Source organism: Pedobacter antarcticus, assembly GCF_900103515.1.
Classification (GTDB): domain Bacteria; phylum Bacteroidota; class Bacteroidia; order Sphingobacteriales; family Sphingobacteriaceae; genus Pedobacter; species Pedobacter antarcticus.
This window is the reverse complement of record NZ_FNGZ01000002.1, coordinates 709,569-725,854: the sequence shown is the minus strand read 5'-3', so window position 1 is coordinate 725,854 and position 16,286 is coordinate 709,569. Positions and strand designations below refer to the sequence as shown.

The 16,286-nt window shown below is 39.2% G+C and carries 19 protein-coding genes; 7 read left to right on the top strand and 12 right to left on the bottom strand.

Features of this window, described 5'->3' with window-relative positions:
- Nucleotides 1–95: 95 nt before the first annotated feature.
- Both BLR53_RS06735 and BLR53_RS06730 read right to left on the bottom strand, forming a co-directional pair.
- Complete coding sequence (locus tag BLR53_RS06735; protein WP_074588219.1) at nt 96–419, bottom strand: nuclear transport factor 2 family protein; 324 nt, start codon at nt 417–419, stop codon at nt 96–98.
- An 18-nt stretch (nt 420–437) separates the two neighbouring features.
- Nucleotides 438–1,232, bottom strand: a complete 795-nt coding sequence (locus BLR53_RS06730) for an SDR family oxidoreductase (RefSeq protein WP_074588217.1) — start codon at nt 1,230–1,232, stop codon at nt 438–440.
- Nucleotides 1,233–1,358: 126 nt separating this feature from the next.
- Between BLR53_RS06730 and BLR53_RS06725 the strand changes: the two genes are divergently transcribed.
- Entirely contained in the window at nt 1,359–1,769 is a 411-nt protein-coding gene (locus tag BLR53_RS06725; RefSeq protein ID WP_074588215.1) for a winged helix-turn-helix transcriptional regulator, read from the top strand.
- Between the two features lie 880 nt (nt 1,770–2,649).
- Here the strand turns inward: BLR53_RS06725 and BLR53_RS06720 are convergent.
- On the bottom strand, nt 2,650–3,339 hold the full coding sequence (locus tag BLR53_RS06720; protein ID WP_037444352.1) for a hypothetical protein: 690 nt from the start codon (nt 3,337–3,339) through the stop codon (nt 2,650–2,652).
- A 26-nt stretch (nt 3,340–3,365) separates the two neighbouring features.
- A complete protein-coding gene (locus tag BLR53_RS06715; protein WP_037444354.1) occupies nt 3,366–3,590 on the bottom strand; it encodes a hypothetical protein in 225 nt (74 codons plus the stop codon).
- Between the two features lie 321 nt (nt 3,591–3,911).
- Here BLR53_RS06715 and BLR53_RS06710 point away from each other — a divergent pair, with 321 nt between their 5' ends.
- The 4 genes from BLR53_RS06710 (at nt 3,912) to BLR53_RS06695 (ending at nt 9,247) form a co-directional block, all read left to right on the top strand.
- A complete protein-coding gene (locus BLR53_RS06710) occupies nt 3,912–6,422 on the top strand; it encodes a TonB-dependent receptor (protein ID WP_143007836.1) in 2,511 nt (836 codons plus the stop codon).
- Nucleotides 6,423–6,696: 274 nt separating this feature from the next.
- Complete coding sequence (locus BLR53_RS06705; RefSeq protein ID WP_176763527.1) at nt 6,697–7,482, top strand: histidine kinase; 786 nt, start codon at nt 6,697–6,699, stop codon at nt 7,480–7,482.
- Nucleotides 7,482–8,543 carry a sensor histidine kinase gene (locus BLR53_RS06700; RefSeq protein ID WP_074588210.1) on the top strand — a complete coding sequence of 354 codons (1,062 nt, stop codon included), beginning with the start codon at nt 7,482–7,484 and terminating at the stop codon, nt 8,541–8,543. Before BLR53_RS06705 ends, BLR53_RS06700 begins: the two co-directional genes overlap by 1 nt.
- Entirely contained in the window at nt 8,540–9,247 is a 708-nt protein-coding gene (locus BLR53_RS06695) for a LytR/AlgR family response regulator transcription factor (protein WP_074588208.1), read from the top strand. Before BLR53_RS06700 ends, BLR53_RS06695 begins: the two co-directional genes overlap by 4 nt.
- Nucleotides 9,248–9,306: 59 nt before the next feature.
- Here the strand turns inward: BLR53_RS06695 and BLR53_RS06690 are convergent, their stop codons facing one another.
- From BLR53_RS06690 to BLR53_RS06680, 3 genes are read right to left on the bottom strand one after another with little or no spacing between them, the layout of a single operon-like run.
- Nucleotides 9,307–9,504, bottom strand: coding sequence for a winged helix-turn-helix domain-containing protein (locus BLR53_RS06690; protein ID WP_083332028.1), 198 nt, complete (start codon nt 9,502–9,504; stop codon nt 9,307–9,309).
- A gap of 15 nt (nt 9,505–9,519) precedes the next feature.
- Nucleotides 9,520–9,876, bottom strand: coding sequence for a site-specific integrase (locus BLR53_RS06685; protein WP_074588205.1), 357 nt, complete (start codon nt 9,874–9,876; stop codon nt 9,520–9,522).
- A gap of 2 nt (nt 9,877–9,878) precedes the next feature.
- Complete coding sequence (locus BLR53_RS06680; protein ID WP_074588202.1) at nt 9,879–10,715, bottom strand: hypothetical protein; 837 nt, start codon at nt 10,713–10,715, stop codon at nt 9,879–9,881.
- Nucleotides 10,716–10,722: 7 nt separating this feature from the next.
- Here BLR53_RS06680 and BLR53_RS06675 point away from each other — a divergent pair, with 7 nt between their 5' ends.
- Nucleotides 10,723–11,064: a helix-turn-helix domain-containing protein gene (locus BLR53_RS06675; RefSeq protein ID WP_074588200.1), complete on the top strand. Its 342-nt coding sequence runs from the start codon at nt 10,723–10,725 to the stop codon at nt 11,062–11,064.
- Between the two features lie 195 nt (nt 11,065–11,259).
- Here BLR53_RS06675 and BLR53_RS06670 read toward each other — a convergent pair whose 3' ends face one another.
- Genes BLR53_RS06670 through BLR53_RS19760 form a run of 3 tightly spaced genes read right to left on the bottom strand, consistent with a single transcriptional unit; the run spans nt 11,260 to nt 13,828 of the window.
- Nucleotides 11,260–11,586 (bottom strand): hypothetical protein, encoded by a 327-nt coding sequence (locus tag BLR53_RS06670; protein WP_074588197.1) that lies wholly within the window; start codon nt 11,584–11,586, stop codon nt 11,260–11,262.
- A 12-nt stretch (nt 11,587–11,598) separates the two neighbouring features.
- Nucleotides 11,599–13,449 carry an RHS repeat-associated core domain-containing protein gene (locus BLR53_RS06665; RefSeq protein ID WP_176763526.1) on the bottom strand — a complete coding sequence of 617 codons (1,851 nt, stop codon included), beginning with the start codon at nt 13,447–13,449 and terminating at the stop codon, nt 11,599–11,601.
- The gene (locus BLR53_RS19760) at nt 13,412–13,828 is read right to left on the bottom strand and encodes a hypothetical protein (protein WP_074588192.1); all 417 of its coding nucleotides are present in this window, start codon (nt 13,826–13,828) and stop codon (nt 13,412–13,414) included. Before BLR53_RS19760 ends, BLR53_RS06665 begins: the two co-directional genes overlap by 38 nt.
- 238 nt (nt 13,829–14,066) lie before the next feature.
- Here BLR53_RS19760 and BLR53_RS20265 point away from each other — a divergent pair, with 238 nt between their 5' ends.
- Nucleotides 14,067–14,231, top strand: coding sequence for a helix-turn-helix domain-containing protein (locus BLR53_RS20265; protein WP_342342063.1), 165 nt, complete (start codon nt 14,067–14,069; stop codon nt 14,229–14,231).
- Here BLR53_RS20265 and BLR53_RS06650 read toward each other — a convergent pair.
- Nucleotides 14,228–14,905 carry a response regulator transcription factor gene (locus BLR53_RS06650; protein WP_074588189.1) on the bottom strand — a complete coding sequence of 226 codons (678 nt, stop codon included), beginning with the start codon at nt 14,903–14,905 and terminating at the stop codon, nt 14,228–14,230. The two genes, BLR53_RS20265 and BLR53_RS06650, sit on opposite strands and share 4 nt — an antisense overlap.
- On the bottom strand, nt 14,902–16,218 hold the full coding sequence (locus BLR53_RS06645; protein ID WP_074588184.1) for a sensor histidine kinase: 1,317 nt from the start codon (nt 16,216–16,218) through the stop codon (nt 14,902–14,904). The genes BLR53_RS06650 and BLR53_RS06645 overlap by 4 nt, the downstream gene beginning before the upstream one ends.
- Between the last annotated feature and the right edge of the window lie 68 nt (nt 16,219–16,286).

Sequence of the window (16,286 nt, the reverse complement as noted above, 5' to 3'; positions counted from 1 at the left end):
TTCTAAAAAAGTGGATTGTTATAAAGCAAGAAAACCGCCTTATCAAACGGGCGGTTTTTTATTCTTTGTATCAGGATATTCCTTTGACGCGAAATCTATCCTGTCACTTTTAATGAATCAATGAGATCGTTCATTAATCCCAAATGAAACTGAAGTACTATTGGACTTCCCGGAAACTTACCGGACACCCTCGCAGTCAGAACCCCATTTGATCCAGACTCCTCGTACTTGAGTGGTTCCATTGAAGACTGATAAGCCTCATTTGCATGTTCGATCCACTGGCGAATTTCGTCCTTGCCAGTATGTACTTTACCTTCGTCATGTACGATGGCGGATTCAGTAAAGCATTCTGTGTAAGCTTTGCTGTCATAATTGTTCTGCGTCTCTACGAAGCGCTCTACTACTTTAGGTAATTCCATGATGATATAATTAAGATTTTAAATAGTCGGTACCGTTCCGCCGTCAATGACGAAATTTGTTCCTGTCAAGTAATTGGCTCTTGGAGATACTAAAAAGCCAACCAATTCGGCTACTTCTTCCGGTTCTGCGGGCCTGCCGTAAGGTATTCCACCCAATGCCTCCATGACACTTTGTTGAGCTTCTTCTACTGTACTATTTGCATTTCTTGCAATCTCGCCTAACCAGTCAATAGATGCTGTTGTATTTATCCATCCCGGTGAAACTGTTAGCACGCGGACACCTTTCGGCGTAACTTCATTGGATAAACTTTTACTGTAATTGATTAATGCTGCTTTTGAAGCTGCATACGGCAAGGTAGAATCGTACAGCGGCAATTTGCCCTGGATGGAAGCGATGTGAATAATAACACCACTTTTCCGATCGATCATTTGCGGTAAAAATCCTCTGTCAAGCCTGACAGGAGCAAGTAAATTAGCTTGAAGGGTTGATATCCAATCCTCATCGTTCAATGCTGAAAAACCGCCGGCTGGTGTTGATGAAGCACCAAGGTTGTTCACCAGGATATCCAGCCTGCCGTAAGTTGACAACACTTTGCTGATTACTTTTTGCGCATCTTCAGCCTTACTCAGGTCAGCAGGAATAAAATAAAGGTCTGCATCCGGCTGTTCGGATTTGTTTCTTGCCGTAATAACCACTGTTGCACCAGCGGCTTTTAAGCGTTCCGCAATTGCTTTCCCTGCACCTTTTGTACCCCCTGTTACTAAGGCTATCTTTCCGGATAATTCGTTGCTGTAGTTGAATTGCTGTTCCATATCTTTTTTTGTTGTAGTACAAATCTCGATAGTACGCGGATAGCAAACAATTACGGGGTTACGAATCAAATAGGGATAAATTTATCCGTATTGATCCCTATTCGGGTTTACTGTATATTCGTATTTATGTACATAAAGAAGACAACTCCGACACTCAATTGTGGACTTGACCTGGTAGGTGAAGTGCTGTATGGCAAATGGAAGATCCGAATCCTTTGGTTCATCCATATAGGCAACTTGCGGCCAAGCGAACTTCAGCGAAAGATTCCGGACGTAACCAGACGGGTACTGAATGTACAATTAAAGGAACTGGAAGATCATGAACTAGTCAATAAGAAAATTTATCCGGTGTTGCCCCCAAAAGTTGAATACAGTCTTACCGACTTTGGTAAAACACTCATCCCTTTGATCAGTTCCATCGGCCTTTGGGGTGATGAATATCAGGATCGGTTGAGAAGGGTCATTTTAAAGCACAGCGAATCAGCATTAGCTGAACCGAAGAAAACCTTTGACGAAGCTCGTACAGTTCAATCATAGTAATTGCGTCGTGCAGCTGCCGCATAAAATTCTATCCAGAATATCCCGTGTATATAAGAAAGGGCTATAAAAGCCCTTCATCTCCGAAGGAGAAATAACCACGTTTGGTTAACACAGACCATTTGATTCCGTACTTTTTTGATCAGCATTATTATTTATGAGAATTATATAATAATTGGGATTATTAATCCTTTAAAGGCATATTGTGGGTGGTCAAATTTTCACGGAATAGCTTGTCTTGGTATTTCGGAATGAGGTGATCAGCGAATGAAGAATCTCCAGGTAACCACTCTAAAAAGTTATCTAGTAGAGTAATCTTGGAATCCTCTACTAGATAATATAATCTTAAAAAAGATCTAAAACATCGATTACAGATCAGAAACAGGAATTTCTTTAACTACTTTCCTTCTCGCCCATTATCATTATCTTCCATATGCTTCTTATTCTTATAAATTTCCCTGATTATTCTGAAAAGTTCCTGTAGATGTTGTAGTGGGTAATCCGATTCCCCGCCAAACAAAAATGCTACCCTTTTCGGGTGGCATTTTTTGTTTTACACCGGCCCGAACCCTTCAGTTCGACGGCCAGGTTAAAACAAAAAATTGCCAGGAGCGCAGCGACAGCATTTTTGGTTGAAGCCCCCCCTCCGGGGATCAGCGAGCGCAGCGAGCTAATCCCCATTCCGTGCTTCTGTCCAACCGGAGCAAAAAGTGAAATTCCTTCTCTAGAAATTCCGCAAAGATCTCTTAAATAGTGTCACTAAAAAATCGACCATAATACTTATAAATAATCTTTATCCAAGTCGGTCCACAATCTTTTGCGTCGGGCTGAAATTCCTGTGGAATCCAATCACTAAATTAAATCATTTAAGAAGACATTTTTATTTACCATTTTCCATGACGCTTGTTTGAATATCCCTTTTTCGCTGAGTTAGTATTTGAAGAAAGAAAAATATACCTCCGATAGTTGTGAATGGTATAGTCTTAGGAATATTAATTAGTAAATAAATAGAAATCAAGATCCAACCGATACCTAAAAAGATAATAACTGCTGTGCCTAATTTTGTAGTATATAGACTTGGTTTTAAACGAATTTTGGGTCTACCTACATTTCGGTGGTTATAGTCTTTTAAATATTTTCTAAAAACAGAAACGATCGAATCAATATCATTTTGGTTTTCAAAGTGCAAGCTCAATTTTGAGGTATTCTCGATGTAAAGCGCAATTACTGAAGAATCTACATTCTCACTAAATCTATAGGAATTGATTTTATTATAGTCGACTTCGATTCTGTCAAATAAATCAGATTCGCCTTTTTTATAAAAATCTATATGTATACTTTCCGGCAAAAAATTTATTTTAACATCTCTAATGAACTTACGCCTAAATATTTTTTTCATGAAAACCGGAGTTATACAAAATATAAATACTCCAATATATAATATTACTATTTGATGTAGCTGCCATGTTAAAAAAGCAGTTAATGCTACACCCCCGAACAAATATATATTTATGAATACACCATATCTAACTGCGCTAAGAACTTTCACCTCATAAAAATCACCTGCCATTCTAATTATCTATTTTAAGCATTTCCTTAATCGTTCCCCCCTGCAATTGAAAGCGCGTCGTTAATAAATGAGAGCCGCCCGGTTATTAGGCTTGCACCCGCTGCGGTCCCTGCTACTGGCGTAAGAAGAAGAGATAAAGATGCCAACAAAAATCCATTACAACCAAGATGCCTCCCAGCACTCCCGGCCATTATACATCTCACTTCCTCAACAAAAAAATATTTTTCAAAACCCATTTTTGTATTTTTCATATGGGTACTATTTGGTTTACAAACTATTTAACTGGAACATCTGCAACACATGGATACAAAAGAAATCATAATAGTTAATTTTAACCAAAAATAAGATTACAATATTTAACAAATATATAATTAAAACCTATTCATTGTTAACACGAATACCAATAGTTAACTTATTGAGATATAAATGATTATATTTCTACACCAAGTAAATCTCCCTACCTCTTACCCTTAATTCTCCCTTTCGTCGCATAAAACCGGTATTCTGTCGCAAATCTCCAGAGCACGTTTTGGCGCAAGCTAATTTTGTGTTATCAATCAGGAGAATTAAAGATGAATAAAAGAGACACAATCAAAAAAATATCAGAATTATCACAAATTGCAGTTTCCGATTGCGAGAAAGTATTGGTTTCCCTTGAAGAAGTTTTAAGTGAAGAGTTGTCTAAGAAAAAAAGAATACAACAGATATTCAATATGTTCTATAAGATTATGAGCATATTAAAGAATAAAATGCCCATGCTACTGCTGAGTCTGCTATTTCCTATTTCAGCGTACAGTCAGCAAACTGTTTCCCAACAAATAAGAGGTGTAATAAAAGATCAGCTGTCGGGTGAGGCCATCCCAATGGTATCTGTTAAGCTGCTTGAACTTCCCGGTATATCAACACAAACAACGGCAGATGGACACTTCAGCTTGCAAAATGTACCAATTGGTCGATACAGCATTCAGACGTCTTGTGTAGGGTATACCCCCACAGTAATCAATGAAATTATTTTGAGTTCGGGCAAAGAAGTGTTGTTAGAGATAACGATGCTTACTTCTGAAGTTGCCTTAAAAGATGTGGTTATCAACTACGTATCTAACAAAGAACAGGTTTCTAATAAAATGGCTTTGACAGGAGGTCGCTTGTTAAGAATGGAAGAAGCCAGTCGTTATGCCGGAGGAATGGATGATCCCGCTCGTCTGGTAAGTTCCTTTGCGGGGGTGTCCCCCAATGTCGGTAATAATGGGATATCCGTTCACGGCAATGCACCTAGCCTGCTGCAATGGCGGATGGAGGGGGTAGAAATACCGAATCCAAACCACTTTGCAGATATAGCAACCTTAGGGGGCGGTGTACTCTCGTCATTGAGCACAAATGTTTTAGCTAATTCGGACTTCTATATTGGTGCCTTTCCCGCCGAATACAATAATGCGGTTTCGGGTGTATTTGACATGAAACTGCGTAAGGGCAACAATCGCAAATATGAACATACTTTTCAGGCCGGTTTATTGGGTTTAGACTTCGCTTCTGAAGGCCCTTTTAGTAAAAATAATGATGCATCCTATCTATTCAATTATCGCTATTCTACAACCGGACTGATGAGTAAAATAAGTTCCGGCGATCATAAAAACCAATTATTGGATTATCAGGACTTAAACTTTAAATTGAACTTCCCCACAAGACGCGCCGGAACATTTTCTATCTGGGGTACAGGACTGGTCGATAAATTCAGAAATAAAAAAGAACAAGAAGCCAATTGGAAATACACAGATGACGGCAAGTATTCGGAAATGAAACAAACCACGGCAACAGCAGGTATTAGTCATCAGTACTACCTGGCTAATGGAGGAACCTTCCGCAGCACATTGGCGTCCAGTTATTCCAGTAATGAAGCTATAGAAGATTACTATGATGATACAGAAAACACAAGTCCATATTTGAACGTAGACAGCCGATATACCAATCTGATCTTCACATCTTCCTTTGATAAACAATACAGTTCAAGACATACCAATAAAACAGGTTTCACCCTTACCCGCATGCAGTATAATATGAACTTCGAGCTTGCACCCTATATAGGGAACTCATTAGAAAGCATTGCGGAAGGAACTGGCCATACCAATCTAATTTCAGCATACAGCAGTTCCCGGTTTGAGTTAAGTGATAAGTTATCTGCTACAATAGGCATAAATGCACAAATGCTAAATTTAAATAAGAGTCGTGCGATAGAACCGCGAGCATCTATCAGGTGGCAAACGTCGCCAAAAAATGTTGTGTCTTTGGCCTATGGCTTACATAGCCGTATGGAAAAAATGGATGTGTATTATGTCAAAGATAAAATTACCGGACACCAAGTAAACCAAAATCTTGATTTCATAAAAACTCACCACATATTATTATCCTATCAATATAAAATATCAGAGAATATGAGTCTAAAAGCAGAACTTTACTTTCAATACCTATTTAATGTGCCGGTTATAGCTGACAGCTCTTACTCTGTACTCAATCGTAGTTTGTTCTATGTAGAGGACGCTTTAGTAAATCAAGGCAAAGGAAGAAACTTCGGTGTAGATGTAACCCTGGAAAAATACCTGAACAAAGGATTTTATTATATCATGACCGCTTCTATATTTGACTCCAAATACACTGGTGGAGACGGTATCTGGCATAATACAAAGTTCAATAGACGTTTTATTTTCAATGGATTAGCAGGCAAAGAGTGGAGGATAGGTGTACAAAAAAGAGATGTATTGAGCGTCAATCTGAAATTAACGCTGCAGGGAGGCGATCGCTATACTCCGGTAGATGAAACAGCTTCCTTTAACCCTCTGGATCACAAGATAGGATACGAAGAGACAAAGGCTTACACCAAACAATTTACACCGCTTTTCCTAGCCAATTATTCCATAAGTTATCGAATAAACCGATCTAAACGTGCGCAGGAATTTGCTATTAAATGGTTAAATGCTACCGGTACCAAAGAGTATTATGGCCATGCCTATAATCTAAAAAACGGCAGTATTGAGCCTAAAAAACAGGCAACTTCACTCTTTAATATATTATACAGAATAGATTTTTAATGTAATTTTATTTGAACTATGAGAAAATTACATGCAAAGTAAATTCTATCCGCTGATTGTTGATTCTAAATACCGAATCTGGAGACACCTTCTCTTTATTCTTACCTTAGCTATTATAACTTTCAATCAGGTATTTATAAGTTATCAGGATTGTATGGCGCAATTGGGGAATAGTCTATATATCATTTGCCTAGTATCGTTTTCGACCTATTTAGTAAGCACCTATCTTAACTATTTTTTACTGATCCCGCGCTTATTGCTCAAGGAGAATTACATGACCTATATTCTATATTTGCTGCTTATTGTATTTATACTACTGTATTCAGGTATAATTCTGGAATATGCTGTACGAACTTATTTGGGTTTGCCGCACCGGATACAATCCTACACCAATCCCCTGATTTTTCTGGATAGTCTATCCAATTCTATGATCACAGTTATTTGCTTTTGGAGCATGTCCGCGCTGACCTTGTTTCGTCAATGGAAGCATACTAATGATCATATTATTACCTTAGAATATCAATTTCTGGAGTCAGAAGTCAACAAACTCAAAGGTCAGGTCTCTCCAATTTTCCTGTCCAAGGCCTTAAAAAAAGCTTCATCTCTCACCAATCAGGATGCAAAAAAAGCAGCTGAAATCCTTATGCAAATTGGAAAGATCCTGCGTTATCAATTATATGATTGCGACCAGGAAAAGGTTTTTCTTAATTCAGAGATCACCTTTATAAAAAACTTCTTAATCTTAAATGATCTAATCAGCGATCAGCATTTCGAATACCAGATTGAAGTAAGCGGTAATACCTCTAATATACTAATTCCTCCCCTCCTGTTAATTGTGTTGCCACAGCATATTCTAAATAATAACACGGTTACAGCGCTGAATATTTCAATTGAAACTGTAAACAATAAATTAGAATTTAACTGTTATTATTCTGAAGACTTTACCATAAGTAATGAAGATAAAATAGAAGTCGTCAATAAACTAAATAAATTATATCCCGATTTATATAATTTGACTACTCAATCAGGAAAACTAGAACTCCAATTAGACCTAAGGTGATGGAATTTATAACGGAAAATAATAAAGGAATCGCATTCTTGACACAAGATAAGTATCGCGTACCCCGGCATCTTACTTTACAAGTTATTATGCTACTTATTACAATTGGTATATTTTTCGATGCCCCGGACAGTTTAAATCTTTCCTTCAATCGTTTTTGTGGCTGGATCACTTACTATTTATTTATGAATATGCTGGTGTATGTCAACGTTTACTTATTGTTCCCTTATTTTCTGGCTAAAGACAAGATGATAGCGTATCTAATAGCTGTGGTGCTATTTACAATTTTAGCCCTCTTGATACTAATGGTTTTGCAAGACCTATTTTATGATATCGCCGTCAGCCGGCAAGAGCCCAGCATTTTTGCTCTCTTTCTGAGCCTATCTTCGTCCTTTCTGGCCATTATTTTGTTCATTTTCGGCATGTCAACTGTCTTATTGTTTAAACCATTAATGTATAGCAATATTAAAGAACAGGAATTGCAAAAAGCTGCAGGAGAGTCAGAATTGAAATTTTTGAAAAGTCAAATTAATCCGCATTTTCTATTTAACACCATTAACAATGCCCATATATTAGTAGACGAAGACCCCGAGATGGCTTCTCATATTTTAACTAAATTAGACGACTTATTGAAATATCAATTTACAGACAGCTTTAAAGAAAAGGTTCGTCTGACGGATGATATTCAATTATTGAACGATTATCTGGAATTGGAAAAAGTACGGAGAGAACAGTTTACGTTTATCATGGAAAGTAAAGGCGACCTTAATTCGATTTTTGTTGCCCCCTTACTATTTATACCGTTTGTTGAAAATGCCGTAAAACACAATTTGGATAGCCATGGATCTTCTTATGTTCATGTTGTTTTTAAGCTGGAAAATAAAGAACTTCAATTTACATGTGAGAATTCAAAACCTGCACAGCCTGTTTCACGAAAAATAGGCGGCATTGGGTTGACCAATATCGTTCGAAGGCTAAATTTGCTCTACGCAAATAGCTATTCATTAACGAAGAGCGAATCAACTGATACTTATACCGTGAAATTAATCTTAAAACTGTGAGATGTATTATAGTTGATGACGAACCTATAGCACGCAAGGGCGTAAAAAAATTAGTTGATCAGATTGTACAATTAGAACTCTTAGGCAGTTTTAACAATGCGACATCTGCAGGCCTTTTTATACAAGAGACAGCGGTTGATCTAGTTTTTTTAGATATTAACATGCCAGGCATCAGTGGAATAGAGTTTGCACGAATAATTCCGAAAACCACATTGGTAATTTTTACGACTGCGTATTCAGAATACGCAGTAGATAGTTACGAGTTAGATGCTGTAGATTATATAGTTAAGCCTATAAATGATGCCCGTTTTCGAAAAGCTGTAGAGAAGGCCATTGCCTACCATGCACTTTTAATAGACGAGGAGCAGAAAAGTGTAGAAAAAGTCGCAGAAGACTACATCTTTGTGAAATCTGATCGCCGATTTTTTAAAATTAATCTCAGTGATATTCTCTTTATTGAAGGTTTGAAGGATTATGTTATTTTCCAACTGGAAGAGCAACGGATTATATCTCGTATGACCATTAAAAACATCTATGAATGGCTTCCTAAAATGGAATTCTTACGCATAAATCGTTCATATATTATCAATAAATCTAAAATAGATTCCTTTGATCATCATGATGTAGTTATTAGAAAACATGAGATCGCGATCGGTAAATCCTATCATGATATATTTTTCAACGAAATGATGCGAAAGCTTTAATAAGGTACAATTGAAATCTAACAAGCTTAGCAATTCTGCTTTCTGCTGTTTTGGCCCTATTAATACTTAAATTCGAATCCTATCCCCCTTATTGTTGACAGTGAAATCTGGTCATCTGCACTGAGGTATTTGCGCAGTCTACTTACAAACACATCCAGGCTGCGTCCCGAGAAATAATCGTCGCTTTTCCATAGCTGTAACAGGATCTCTTCCCGCTTATTGGTTTCATTTACAGATGCTGACCGTAGTTTCTGCATCCGCTCAAAAGCGGTTTATAACCTTTTTCCGTTTGCGTTCAGTAATAATGCCGGTTCCTTCTTGCCGTTCAGCAGGTAAGGCCTGGAGAAGTTCAGGTAGTATTCCAGGTCTTTATTATTGCTCCCGGTCAAAGGAACATAGCTTGCTTTATACCCTTTGCCTTTTCTTACAAGCACCAGTTCTTTTTCCAGCAGGATATCATCTGTGTTTAAGCTAGTCCTTCGCTTTTTCTCAAACCACACCCATAATACAGGGTCAGCAGCCCTATCCCTTAACCCCAGTACACTTTCTGTAGTCGCTTCGTACAACTTTGTGATTTCCTTTTTGCTCAGGATGCCTTTGATATTGGTAGATTTGCCTTTGAGCTGCACTTTTACTGAAAAGCTTTCCTGTCCGCTCTCGGCCCATCAGGCCTTTGGGATACTGTTGGGTTACGGGATACTGATCTGATATTTTCAAGGATGCTGCTGACCAGCGTTTTGCTGTTCTGTTGTAAGCTCTCCAGGTCATTCCAGCTCTGTACCTTGTACTCAAAGCCTCTATAGCGGTTACCACGGGTGATCTTGATATAGCCCATCCGTTCCAGCTCGTACAAATAACGCCCGATACTGCTGGGTGTCAGCCTAACGGCCGATCGGATCTCCTTGCTGTAAAAGCTTACGCTCTCGCTTTCGGTATCTTTTTCTTTCAGGTAGCCCTTCAGCCGCTCAAAGAAGTTTCGGCAGGCATCGTTCAGCTCGTCGCTCTTCTTTAGCAGCGTGGTTTCCAACAGTGTAACGGCGGCTTCTACATCTTCCAGCGTACTTTCAATATACTGCTCTCCGGTATCGGTATCGGTTTTCAGCGCACGCAGGTACTGGTGGTAATACGTGATTGCCTCGGTCAACAGCAGTAATAATAACATTGTTCTTCTGGGCTTAAAGACTTCTTCCGGCAATTGCAGGAAGGTAGCGTAGGGATTTTTAACGGTGATGGGTTTTAGGATGCGCTGATACTCCATGATCTTTTTATCCTGTTCGATACTGTTATCCATATACAGCAATATGCAACGGTTCGCATTGTCTTCATACAATTGTTCCCTGGTGATACAACCTGATACACAAACCGGCCCCTCAACATTCAATGTTACCGTTTTCAGGTTGCCCTTATTGTCCTTCAAGGTCACTGTTTTACTGATTTGACTAACGATTACATTAACTGTCGTTTTCAATACATTTATGAAGTCTAGTACATTTGGAAAAAGGCTTATCGAAGTGCGGAAAGCCAAAAAGCTTTCTCAGGATGATGTGGCTAAAAAGCTAGAATTGCATGGTGCTGTTATTGGCCGATATGAACGTGACGAAGTGAAACCTTCTATCGAAATGGCTGCTGCCATTGCCGATGCACTGGAAGTTTCCCTGGATTATCTTGTAGGCAATACGGATTTATTGCTCGATAAAAGTATCATCAAACGCATTCAGGATATCCAGTTGTTGGCCGGTGAAGATAAAGGTCACCTATTTGCCCTTATGGATGCTTTTCTTAGGGATGCTAAAGCTAAACAAGCATACGCCCATTAATATAGCCATACAGTAAAAACAAGTTGCGCAGTTTTTTCTTCCTTCGCCCAAGCGAAGGCAAGCAGGTTTTTGTAGGTCAGACCGACCGAAGGCGGGATGTACGTACAAAAACACAACTTGTAGATTACAAAACATCAATGGGCCACATAAGTATTTATGCAGCCCATTGGATAATCGAAAAAGCCTGATGGACTGCTACGCATCCTTTAGTCGATACTCTAATAATCGTTCGGCAATAGCTCGATCTGTCAATCCCTTGTTCATCAATTGTAAATCTGAATTTATTAACTCTAATGCATAATCTAATGGAAAAAATTGGATAAATTTTATTCCATTTTTTTCATAAACAAGATCATCATCCGTTTCTTCTATTGGATATATATATATTTCAGATTCCATACTTAAAGATTCTTTCATGTAAATAATCAATGCCTCTGAATCCATGTCCAGTTCGTGCTCTATATAAAACTCTTCAAGTTTTACCGGGACTACTATAAAGCCTATTAAAGTTATTAAATTCATATTATATATTTATTATCTACCCCATGTTGCCATTCCGCCTAAACCTCCAGGATGCATCGTATTCCAAAAAATACTTCCTGTCGAATGCTGTACCTTTGGTGTCAGTTGCATCACACCAGCACCTACATCATGATGCCAAACCCAATTCGTCGGTGACTTTCCTAATATGTTCCCTGTTGAAGAACGAGGTATAGATATCCCAAGTTCAGACATGGAAGATGAAAAAGTTGCATCTGAAGCCATAGTATTAGACAATGCTGTATTAGCCGCCTTAAAGTGACTATAATAACCTTTACCAGGATAAAGCGTACTCGATAATTCTGTTTCGAAAGCTACTGAATAAACCGATCCATTCGGTACTGCCTTGCTGGCCGCTCCAAAAATAGATGCAACTCCACTTACTACTTTAGCTGCAGCATATTCTGTTCCAAAAGTATACGCAACATTCTTTACAACAGCTAAACTAGTTGTTGACTGCGACATATCCTGATAATCGACATTTTGAGATGCTGCAGGTTGACCTCCTTGTGCATTAGGATTTGTCGCACTTACCTGAGGCCGATCAAAGTTATTTGCTACTAATTCTGCTGTATTCTTAGCATCTGTGTACCTGTATACAGGCGCTCCGGGCATTATTTCTCGACCGACTTCCTTATTGGTTAATCTATTTTTATAGATAATATCAAGAGGCTCCATTCCATCCGGATCAATGAAACGGATTGGATTATTATTCCCATAAACATAAGGACTGAAACGCCTGTTTTTTTCAGAAAGTGGATCTATTGTACTGAAACGCCCTACAACCGGGTCGTAAAAGCGTGCGCCGTAATCGTACAGTCCGGACTCCTCCTGCAACTCTTTCCCGTTATACAGGTATTTATTAACTAAAGATACTGAACTCCCGATAACTTTTCTTAATCCAAACGGATAATAATCATCACTCTGCACCCGCGTTATAGCGCCTGTACTTGAATTCTTGTTGAATGTATAGCGTACATTTCCCAGATGATCCGTTAAATTATATTCGTAACTATAAGCAGTTCCACTCCTACGCGCAATTCCGACTTCCGTCTGAATCACATCTATAGCTCCACTTATATATTGGATACCATCTACATAATCAGTAACCTGGTCCCCTGTTTTGCGGAGTTTTCTGCCGGAAGCATCATAAGTATAACTTACGCTGCCTACCTTAGAGGGTAAGTTTAAGCTATTATAAGTGATCTCCATACCTGTTCGTCCCTCCCGGATGGCATTGCCATTACCATCATAAGCATATGCTCCATTTCCTAAAGTAATTGTATTCAAACGATTACCGATATAAGCATAAGTCTTCACTGCGACCGCATCACGTTTCAACGTTTTGATATTTCCATTGAAATCATAGGTCAGCACTTCGCTCATTCCGGTGGCTACTCCAGAAGTTAAACGGCTTAGATTGTCATATTTATAATTGAAAGTATTGCTTCCAACAGAAGCAACAGACCATTCCTGCGCGGAGATATTGCCATTAAACTGCGGCTGTACACCATCCTGATATTTCAGCTCATAACTAAACTGCGCTGAACCACTACTTTTCAGCCAGCCCCGCTCATTGTATCTTAAGCTTGTGCTTTGTAAGCGGTCTGCTAAAGCGCGGTCCTGTAGCTGACCTATGGCATTGTACCGGTCATCTATCAATTGTACTTCAGCTCCCGTATTGATCTTTTGATAGTTTTGTAACCTTCTACCTACATGATCGTATACATATCTATTGGTAATTGTTGTGGTAGCAGCACCAGTTTTTAAATGCTGACGTTTAGTTGTCAGCAGGCGGTTATCAAAACTATACATTGGACGGCACACTTCGATTACTGTAACCATGAAAACCGCCTCTATCTCTGTATTCCCAATTCTCTGGCCAGTTATCGATAACATTCTGAATTAAACTGGGACTCTCCGTAGAATTCAGTGCCAGTCCTGTCATAATCACCCTACCTAGGCTATCGTATTTAACAAAACTTCGCTGCGTTAATCCCCGCTCTAATACATCCTGGCTAAAAACCAACTGGTCCAGCTGATTGTAGAACAGATCTGTCCAGTCGTCAACTCCGGCAGGACGTTTTTGAACTAAGCGTTTACGCCCATCATAGCGATATTGATAACAAAGCTGATTCACAACAGTTGAGTTTATTACAGCTGCATCTGGATTACTGCCCGGGGTCAAGACAAAGCTTAGCAAGACCCTAATTGTCAGCAACATTGAACTCCTGCTAAATTATCGCATACGCTTTTACGACAGGCAGTTCATTACGCGGGAAAATGTCAATAAAGGGATATTACAAAAATTTGAAGAGTTATTGAGTGGATATCTCAACTCAGATAAATCAAAGGAACTGGGGTTGCCATCAATCGCCTATTGTGCTGATCAACTCAACTTGTCTCCAAACTATTTCGGCGATTTAATCAAAAAGGAAACAGGTAAAACCGCATAGGAATACATTCAATTTAAAATTATGGACTTCGCTAAAGAGATGATATTTGATGCTTCGAAGTCTGTAAGTGAGATCGCCTATGAATTAGGTTTTAAATATCCTCAGCATTTTAGCCGATCATTTAAACATCATGTCGGCCACAGTCCTAATGAATTTCGAAATCTGAGTTAATACTTAAATTCGAATCCTATCCCCCTTACTGTTGACAGTGAAATCTGGTCATCTGCACTGAGGTATTTGCGCAGTCTACTTACAAACACATCCAGGCTGCGCCCCGAGAAATAATCGTCGCTTTTCCATAGCTGTAACAGGATCTCTTCCCGCTTAATCAACCGGTTCTTATTCAAGTAGAAATGACGCAGTAGTAAGGCTTCTTTTTCAGTCAGGCGAATATTACCGGAATTGTGTATCAATAAAAGGCTTTGATGATCAAATTTATATTGTCCAAGCAGCAGAACTTCAGGTAAAAGCATTCCCGCCTGCGTACTACGTGTCAGAATATTTTTGATCCGCAGAACGAGCTCCTCGGCTTCAAAAGGTTTAACTATATAGTCATCAGCACCTAATCCAAGGCCTTTAAGGCGGTCGTCCTTTTGGCTCCTTGCGGTTAAGAAAACAAAGGGCATATCAGGGTATATCAATATAATATTTTCCGCTAATGTGAAACCGTCCATTACTGGCATCATTACGTCTAGCACGCAGATATCAGGAATTTCTGTTTTCAGATGTGCCAGTGCCTGCTCACCATGAAGCTTCCATGTTACCCTAAAACCCGCCAGTTCCAGGTATTGCTTCAGAATACCGCCAAAATCCAGGTCATCTTCGGTCATTAAAATATGTTTCATGCGAGAGGAATAATCAATGTAAAAGTGGATCCTGTCCCGGGGATGCTTTGAACGCTGAGCTCTCCACCGTGAGCGCCTGCTATGCTGCGCGTGTAAAACAAACCAAGGCCAAGCCCCTTGGTGGTATGTATATCACCCTTTTCCACGCGGTAAAACTTATGAAAAATATTGCTGATATCTGCCTGTGCAATGCCGATTCCGTTGTCCGTTATCATAACCCGGCAGCGATCCTCCTGCTTCATCACATCAACTATAAGTTGCGTACCACCATATTTCACTCCGTTTCCCAATAGGTTGGTTATCGCTGTGGTGAGATAAAAAGGATCAGCCAGAATTTCTTTGGGAACCTCTTTAAGTTTGCGAATAAGCTCAATGCCGGGATGAGCTGACTGGAAGTCGTCGAGCAGTTTTTCCAGGAAATCCAATAACGGTATTTCTACCTTGTTAAGTACCAGCTGTCCGGTTACACCTGTATGCGTAACAACCTGATCTATCAATTTTTTTAAACGGTGATACTGGCGGTCAATAACATTTAATCCATTCGAGCTGATACTGTTATGTTCCATTAATAATAATTGAGACCTGACCGTACTCAGCGCAATACCCATTGTCGCTAAGGGTGTATTAAATTCATGGGTGATATTGTTGATAAAATCCGTCTGCAGATCTGCTATCTTTTTCTGCGTAATCAGGCTCCTGATGGAAAAATAAAAAAGCAGGATCACTACCGTTAACAGGACCACCGAAAAGATAAGTAAGCCAAGCATTTCACGGAGAATACTACTACTGCCGCCATGAATAGTGAAAGTTGACCGTGAATTAAAGTTTCGTACCAGAGCTCCGTCAGCATCACTATTTGAAATCAGATCATGAAGTATTAATTGGTGGCCACCGTTAACGACTCCGTTTGCAAACCAACGTTTGTTGTTCAGATTTAGCACGGAACCATCACCTTGAAGAGAAACCTTATGAATAATTACCTCATAAGTGGTTTTGTATTTTTCTAAAATTTTATTCTTTCTGATATAAGCACTAACCTGCCTGCTAATTGCGGGTGAACCGCGACTTAGAAAAGCGGCCGCAGCTTCAGCACCTTTTGTACGTACAAGTATTTCGGCCTGTGTAAACCAGTCATTCCGGATCGAATCAATATTTATTTCGCTCTCCATCCGGGTGAGTTCTGCCCTAACCAATGTTTCCGCGTCTTTCTCTTTAAGAATATAAGTATTGTAAATAAAATACGTCTGGATAGCAGTTAACGCTATTATGGCTGTGCTGCAACCCCAGATCAAGTACTTTATTTTCCGTTTCATTTTCTAAAGATATTGGACTTCCAGGTTATTCCTAAATTTTCATTAGCCATTAACCTACCGTTAACAAA

What these genes read in the sequence shown, in the direction of transcription:
- BLR53_RS06735 (WP_074588219.1), bottom strand. Translation starts at nt 419, where the DNA reads ATGGAATTACCTAAAGTAGTAGAGCGCTTCGTAGAGACGCAGAACAAT.
- BLR53_RS06730 (WP_074588217.1), bottom strand. Translation starts at nt 1,232, where the DNA reads ATGGAACAGCAATTCAACTACAGCAACGAATTATCCGGAAAGATAGCC.
- BLR53_RS06725 (WP_074588215.1), top strand. Translation starts at nt 1,359, where the DNA reads ATGTACATAAAGAAGACAACTCCGACACTCAATTGTGGACTTGACCTG.
- BLR53_RS06720 (WP_037444352.1), bottom strand. Translation starts at nt 3,339, where the DNA reads ATGGCAGGTGATTTTTATGAGGTGAAAGTTCTTAGCGCAGTTAGATAT.
- BLR53_RS06715 (WP_037444354.1), bottom strand. Translation starts at nt 3,590, where the DNA reads ATGAAAAATACAAAAATGGGTTTTGAAAAATATTTTTTTGTTGAGGAA.
- BLR53_RS06710 (WP_143007836.1), top strand. Translation starts at nt 3,912, where the DNA reads ATGAATAAAAGAGACACAATCAAAAAAATATCAGAATTATCACAAATT.
- BLR53_RS06705 (WP_176763527.1), top strand. Translation starts at nt 6,697, where the DNA reads ATGACCTATATTCTATATTTGCTGCTTATTGTATTTATACTACTGTAT.
- BLR53_RS06700 (WP_074588210.1), top strand. Translation starts at nt 7,482, where the DNA reads ATGGAATTTATAACGGAAAATAATAAAGGAATCGCATTCTTGACACAA.
- BLR53_RS06690 (WP_083332028.1), bottom strand. Translation starts at nt 9,504, where the DNA reads ATGCAGAAACTACGGTCAGCATCTGTAAATGAAACCAATAAGCGGGAA.
- BLR53_RS06675 (WP_074588200.1), top strand. Translation starts at nt 10,723, where the DNA reads ATGAAGTCTAGTACATTTGGAAAAAGGCTTATCGAAGTGCGGAAAGCC.
- BLR53_RS06670 (WP_074588197.1), bottom strand. Translation starts at nt 11,586, where the DNA reads ATGAATTTAATAACTTTAATAGGCTTTATAGTAGTCCCGGTAAAACTT.
- BLR53_RS06665 (WP_176763526.1), bottom strand. Translation starts at nt 13,449, where the DNA reads ATGGTTACAGTAATCGAAGTGTGCCGTCCAATGTATAGTTTTGATAAC.
- BLR53_RS19760 (WP_074588192.1), bottom strand. Translation starts at nt 13,828, where the DNA reads ATGTTGCTGACAATTAGGGTCTTGCTAAGCTTTGTCTTGACCCCGGGC.
- BLR53_RS06650 (WP_074588189.1), bottom strand. Translation starts at nt 14,905, where the DNA reads ATGAAACATATTTTAATGACCGAAGATGACCTGGATTTTGGCGGTATT.
- BLR53_RS06645 (WP_074588184.1), bottom strand. Translation starts at nt 16,218, where the DNA reads ATGAAACGGAAAATAAAGTACTTGATCTGGGGTTGCAGCACAGCCATA.